This window comes from Streptococcus mitis (genome assembly GCF_003942995.1).
GTDB classification, from domain to species: domain Bacteria; phylum Bacillota; class Bacilli; order Lactobacillales; family Streptococcaceae; genus Streptococcus; species Streptococcus mitis_CV.
This window is the reverse complement of the sequence record NZ_RJOH01000035.1, coordinates 1-6,432: the sequence shown is the minus strand read 5'-3', so window position 1 is coordinate 6,432 and position 6,432 is coordinate 1. Positions and strand designations below refer to the sequence as shown.

At 31.4% G+C, this 6,432-nt stretch carries 5 protein-coding genes; all 5 read left to right on the top strand.

Going from position 1 to position 6,432, the window contains the following annotated elements:
• Positions 1 to 304 precede the first annotated feature (304 nt).
• From D8836_RS10915 to D8836_RS10895, 5 genes are read left to right on the top strand one after another with little or no spacing between them, the layout of a single operon-like run.
• Positions 305 to 1,984 carry an ABC transporter ATP-binding protein gene (locus D8836_RS10915; RefSeq protein ID WP_474104101.1) on the top strand — a complete coding sequence of 560 codons (1,680 nt, stop codon included), beginning with the start codon at positions 305 to 307 and terminating at the stop codon, positions 1,982 to 1,984.
• Between the two features lie 4 nt (positions 1,985 to 1,988).
• Positions 1,989 to 3,713 (top strand): ABC transporter ATP-binding protein, encoded by a 1,725-nt coding sequence (locus D8836_RS10910; RefSeq protein WP_125393984.1) that lies wholly within the window; start codon positions 1,989 to 1,991, stop codon positions 3,711 to 3,713.
• Between the two features lie 21 nt (positions 3,714 to 3,734).
• Positions 3,735 to 4,322 carry an MptD family putative ECF transporter S component gene (locus tag D8836_RS10905; RefSeq protein WP_049510000.1) on the top strand — a complete coding sequence of 196 codons (588 nt, stop codon included), beginning with the start codon at positions 3,735 to 3,737 and terminating at the stop codon, positions 4,320 to 4,322.
• Positions 4,319 to 5,008: an energy-coupling factor transporter transmembrane component T family protein gene (locus tag D8836_RS10900; protein WP_219335869.1), complete on the top strand. Its 690-nt coding sequence runs from the start codon at positions 4,319 to 4,321 to the stop codon at positions 5,006 to 5,008. The genes D8836_RS10905 and D8836_RS10900 overlap by 4 nt, the downstream gene beginning before the upstream one ends.
• Positions 5,002 to 6,372, top strand: coding sequence for an ABC transporter ATP-binding protein (locus D8836_RS10895; RefSeq protein ID WP_070481752.1), 1,371 nt, complete (start codon positions 5,002 to 5,004; stop codon positions 6,370 to 6,372). Before D8836_RS10900 ends, D8836_RS10895 begins: the two co-directional genes overlap by 7 nt.
• Positions 6,373 to 6,432 lie beyond the last annotated feature (60 nt).

Here is a 6,432-nt window from a genome sequence, read left to right as displayed (position 1 = left end):
TTATACCTCCGTGCTTTATATTTTATCCCGAATAGACATTATCCCGAATAGACTTATTTAGCCATATCTAATTGATTGAAATCCTCATTTATTATATAATAAATAACTGATAAAAACAAGAAAAACTATGCGTATTGCAAAAGAGTTTGAAAACAAGCCTCTAAAATCAGTCTAAAAAGGCTATTTATAGGGTTTGCTAATTTTAAGAAAAAGGAGGAGTTGTTCAGTGAAGAATAAGAAGAAATCAATACTGAAAAGACTAAAGGCTTACGGTGGTAAAAAAAGTTTTTTACTCTATATTGCTATGGTTATGTCTGCTGTATCAGGTGTCATGGTTTTGATGCCTATGGTATATATTCATAGAATTGTAAATAACTTAATTTTAAATGGGATGGTGAATTTTGATTATGTAAAGGAAAATTCAATTTATGCAGCAGTTTTTGCCGGTCTGGGGCTATTCATATACCTAATAGGTTTAATTTTATCCCATATTTTTGCATTTGAAGTAGAAGATAACATTATTAAGACTTCCGTAACAAAACTAATAAACAAACCGCTTGGGTATTTCGATGACAAAGAAAGCGGAAGGATAAGAAATGTAATTGTGTCCGGAGCGTCTGAAACCCATTCTTTTTTAGCGCATCAACTTCCTGATATGGCGATGACCATTATATCGCCAATCGTCCTACTTGTATTTTTCTTCGTGTTTAACTGGAAGTTAGGACTTGCCAGTATGATACCGATGATTATCGGTATGACATTGATGTCATCTATGATGACAGCCGAAACAAAAAAAATGAAAGATGAGTATTATGCAGGACTTTCCAATTTATCTTCTCAGACAGTGGAATATGTTCGAGGAATTCCTGTTGTTAAAACATTTGCACAAAGTGTTGAGAGCTTTGATAAGTTATATTCGTTAATCATAAAAGTAAAAGACAATGTACTTAAGCTTACTATGAGTTATATGAATAAAATGTCGTGGTTTGAAACCGTTTCTACATCGACGGCATTTTTCTTGGTACCTGTGGCATTACTCTTAATAAAATTTAATGGAAACTTATCTAATGTAGTTGCAGATTCTGTTATTTACTTCCTAATAGGACCGGCATTTGCTACTTTTATTATGAGAACTGCGACGATTACACAATCCAGTTATTTTGCGGAACTTGCTTTAGATAAAATTGAGAATATACTTGAGTTTGATGATTTTGTTTATGGAAATAAAACAAGTTCTGATGTTGGGATAGAGTTTAAAAATGTAAGCTTTTCTTATGAAGATGAAAATGTATTAGACGATATTTCATTTAAGGTGAATAAAGGAGAACGAGTTGCTTTAGTCGGATCGTCAGGCAGTGGTAAAACTACTANAGCAAGGCTTGCTGCACGATTTTACGATATTAAAACAGGTGAAATTTATATTGGAGGAATTAATATAAAAGATTTTGAAAAAGAGGCTTTAATGAGAAAAATTGCTTTTGTTTTTCAAAACTCTAAACTATTTAAAATGAGTTTAAGAGATAATCTTTTAATCGGAAAGCCTGATGCAACTAATGAAGAAATTGACAATGCCTTAATCAATTCAGGGTCTAAAGATATTATTGAAAATTTAGATAAAGGACTTGATACTGTTTACGGAACTAAAGGCACATATTTTTCAGGAGGAGAAGCTCAAAGGATTTCTATAGCGAGAGCTTTTTTGAAAGATGCAGATATTATCATTTTAGATGAAGCTACAGCCTTTGCAGATCCTGAAAATGAACATTTGATTCAAGAGTCTTTTAAGAAGCTATCAAAAAACAAGACAACATTGATGATTGCTCATAGATTATCTACAGTAGTAGATGCGGATAAAATTCTTGTTATTGATAAGGGGAAAATTGTAGAAGAAGGCAAGCATTCAGATTTAATAGGTATGAGTGGGCATTACAAAAAACTTTGGGAAGAATATCAAAAATCCGTAAATTGGAAGATAGGAGGTTAAACATATGGTTTCTTATTTTATGAAAAAATATGCGATGTCAGAAAAAGGCGCTCTTAACTTAAAAAAAGCCATATTTTCACACACGCTTGTTAATTTAACTAAATTGTTCGCACCAATGATCGGTTTTATGTTTCTGTTTCAGTATATAGGCATTTTAAAAAGTATTGAGAGTTACAATTTTACTTCTGTTCATTATATTGTACTAATTGTAGTAATGATGATTGTGATGTTCTTAATAGCGAGGTGGGATTATGTAAGACTTTACACCAATGTGTACAACGAGAGTGCAAATTCAAGAATTGAGTTAGCGGAAAAGTTAAAGAAATTACCTCTTTCTTATTTTGGTAAAAGAGATTTGGCAGACCTTGCGGAAACCATGATGAATGACATGAACTTATATGAAACAATTTTTTCTCATGCTGTACCTCATATATATTCAACGGCTATATCCACAAGTATTATTGCTTTAATGCTTATCTTCTATAATTGGAAACTTGCACTTGCAGCCCTTTGGGTAATTCCCATTTCTATTCTAATTATATTTTTATCAAAGAAAAGTCAGAAAAAAATAGTACAATGCTGGATAGATGATAATCGTAAGGTTTTTGATAATCTACAGGAAAATATAGAGCAGATAGAGCAAATAAAATCTTACAACTTAGAAGATAGGATGTTAAATGATTTTTTTGAAAAATTAAATGCATCCACAAAACAGAAGACGAAAGGTGAAGTTGTTGCCGGAACACTTACAGGAATAGCTACCGCAATTTTAAAGCTTGGAATTATAAGTGTTGCCGTTATCGGCGTCAACATGCTTATGGCAGGGAAGGTAAGTGCGCTGGTTTATATCGCATTTTTAATGCTTACAGCAAGTATTTATCTTCCTATAGAAGGAATAATCACCTTTATGTCAATGATAGTTATTCTTGATGCGGTTGTAGGGAGAATAAAGGAAATAAAGACAACGCCTGTTCAAGAAGGCAAAAAAGATATTGACATTAAAAATTACGATATTGAATTCAAGGATGTTTATTTCGGATATGATGATTATTCTGTAATAAATTGTGTGAGCTTTACTGCAAAGCAGGGTGAAATCACTGCGCTAATCGGTTCAAGCGGAAGCGGAAAAACAACTCTCACCAAGCTTGCTGCAAGATTTTGGGATATAGATAAAGGAAAGATTTTGATAGGGGGAGAGGACATCGGTAAAATTGATCCGGAAACACTCCTTAAAAATTTCTCTATCGTTTTCCAAGATGTTACTCTTTTTAATTCAAGCATAAAAGATAATATAAAAATCGGTAAAAAAGATGCTACAGATGAAGAGATTATAAGAGCGGCTAAAATAGCAAGATGTTATGAATTTATAGACAAAATGCCGGATGGAATAGATACAGTAATAGGTGAAAACGGACAAAGACTTTCAGGCGGAGAAAGACAAAGAATCTCAATAGCAAGGGCAATACTAAAAGACGCACCAATCATATTGCTTGACGAGGCTACAGCATCTCTGGATGTTGAAAATGAAAGTCTAATTCAAGAGGCTTTATCCGAACTTATAAAAGAAAAAACGGCAATTGTTATTGCTCATAGATTAAGAACAATAAGAAATGCAAACAAAATCGTTTTATTAAATGCCGGAAAAATTGAAGCGATAGGGACAGATGAAGAACTTTGTAAAAGCTCGGAATTTTATAAAGCAATGCTTAGAAAATCAAATATTCAGTGAAAACTTATTTAGAAGGAAAATATAAAAATGGAAAAATTAAGAATTAAAGATTTAGTTACGATAGGTGTATTTACAGTAATATATTTTGTACTTATGTTTGCTTCGGGAATGATTGGTATTGTACCGATTTTATACTTGGCATACCCTACACTGGCAGGCATTATAACAGGAATAGTTATAATGCTCTTTATGGCAAAAGTTCAAAAATCATGGGGATTATTTATACTTGGGTTGATTTGTAGTCTTTTAGCAATTGCAATGGGAAATACATATGTAATATTGATACATGCTGTAATCAGTATGGCAATTGCGGAACTTTTAAGAAAAAAAGGAGAATATAAATCATTTAAATTTAATATGCTCTCATTTGCCGTATTCAACACTTGGATTTGTGGTTTCCTTATGCAAGTTTTGTTGGCTAAAGACAAGGTTATTAAACTGGCGGAAACAGGCGGTATGGGTCACGATTATATAATGAAGCTCATAGCACTTTTGAATTATCGAAGTATGGTATTAGTATATATCGGTGCTGTTGTCGGCGGGATACTCGGCGCATATATCGGTAAAGTCTTTTTGAAAAAGCATTTCGAAAAAGCTGGTATTGTATAATGCTCGTTTCTTTAGACAATCCATATAATCCCAATCCAATTAGTAAAATTTTAGTAAGTTTTTCACTTGGATTTGCTGTATTTTATAAAGTAAATACCTATTTTGAATGGGGAATTGTGCTTCTTATTTCATTTCTTTTTTTAATGAATGGATTTAAGAAAGAAGCCTTAAAAAACATATTATTTTTTGGGGTTCTTTCTTTGATACCTAATCTTGATGTAATTAGAAATATGGATGCTATTTTAATGATGTTTTTTATGCTATTTGCTGTATGTAAGATGTTTTATCTTCCATTTAGTGCGGGAAGTTTTTTTTTAAAAACATCGGATGTAGGAAGTGTAATATCCTCAATGGATAAAATGAATTTACCTCGTACTGTTTCTATACCAATTGCTGTAATGTTTAGGTTTTTTCCTTCATTTAGGGAAGAAAGTCACAATATAAAACTTGCTATGAAAATAAGAGGTATTACATTTAAAAATCCAATTTCATACATCGAGTATGTAATTGTGCCTTTACTTGTTGTATCTTCTAATATTTCTGATGATATTGCAAAGGCAGCAGAAACAAAATGTATTGAAAATCCTGTTAAAAAAACAAGGTACATATCCGTCAAAACGAAAACAGTTGATTTTGTTTATGTGCTTTCAATACTGATTATGGTTATAGGAGGAGCTTTATGGTAGAAATTGAAAATTTATCTCTATCTTATGGAAATTCTCCTAAAGTGTTAAAAAACATTTCTTTAGATGTAAAAAAAGGAGAATGTGTATTATTTACTGGGAAAAGTGGTAGCGGAAAATCTTCAATTATAAATTCTATCAATGGGTTAGCTGTACGATATGATGGAGCTTCTATGGGTGGAACCATCAGGATTGATAATAAAGATATTAAAAACCTCGAATTATACGAAATATCGCTCTTAGTATCAAATGTATTTCAAAATCCAAAGACACACTTTTTCAATATAAATACTACTCTTGAATTACTTCTCTATTTGGAGAATATAGGACTTTCAAAAAAACAAATGGATGAAAGACTAAATGATATGTTGGATTTGTTTCCGATAGAACATCTTTTAAATAGAGATATTTTTAAGCTTTCGGGTGGAGAAAAGCAGATTTTATGTATTGCTGCAAGTTATATATCTGGAACGGAAATCATTGTTTTAGATGAGCCTTCATCAAATCTTGATGAAGATAACATTTTAATCATAAAAGAAATGCTTATAAAACTTAAAGATAAGGGGAAAACTCTTATAATCTCAGAACATAGAATATTTTATCTAATGGATATTGTAGATAGAGTTTTTTTGATTAAAGATGGGGAAATACAAAAGGAATATACTCAAATAGATTTTATGAAAATACCGTCTGAAAAGCTAAAGAAGTTAGGTTTAAGAAATAAGAATAGAGTAAAACTTACAGTACCCGAAAATCAAAATAAGGGAAATTTAGAAGTAAAAAACATTGAATTTAAGTTTAATGGCATAGATAAAAAATTGCATTTAAAAAACCTCTCTTTTGAAATGGGAAAAATTTACGGCATAGTAGGAACAAACGGACTTGGTAAATCCACTTTGCTCAGATGCCTTATAGGCTTAGAAAGAAAATCGAATGATGAAATCTATTTGGCCGGCAAAAGACTTTCAAAATCAGATAGGCTAAAAATATCATCCCTTGTAATGCAGGATGTTAATCATCAGCTTTTTACCGATTCTATTGCAAGTGAAGTAAGTCTTGGAATAAAAAATATTGAAAGTAGTTATGTTGAAAATATTCTGAAAAAACTTGATTTATATGAATCAAAAGATCGTCATCCAATGAGCTTGTCAGGTGGACAAAAGCAAAGGGTAGCAATTGCATCTGTACTATGTAAAAAATCTAAACTTATGTTTTTTGATGAGCCTACTAGTGGAATGGATTATTGCAATATGATGAACATATCCCATCTGATCAACGAATGTAAAAGCGATAAGAAAATAATATTCATTGTTTCACATGACCAAGAATTTTTAAATTCGATAGCTGACAATGTTATATATTTGTAAATATCCATAGAGATACTCATATTTGAAAAATCAAAATAAAGGAGATTTAAAGATGTAAGG

Excerpts from the sequence above, each read along its gene's own strand:
- D8836_RS10910 (WP_125393984.1), top strand. The coding sequence starts at position 1,989 with ATGGTTTCTTATTTTATGAAAAAATATGCGATGTCAGAAAAAGGCGCT.
- D8836_RS10895 (WP_070481752.1), top strand. The coding sequence starts at position 5,002 with ATGGTAGAAATTGAAAATTTATCTCTATCTTATGGAAATTCTCCTAAA.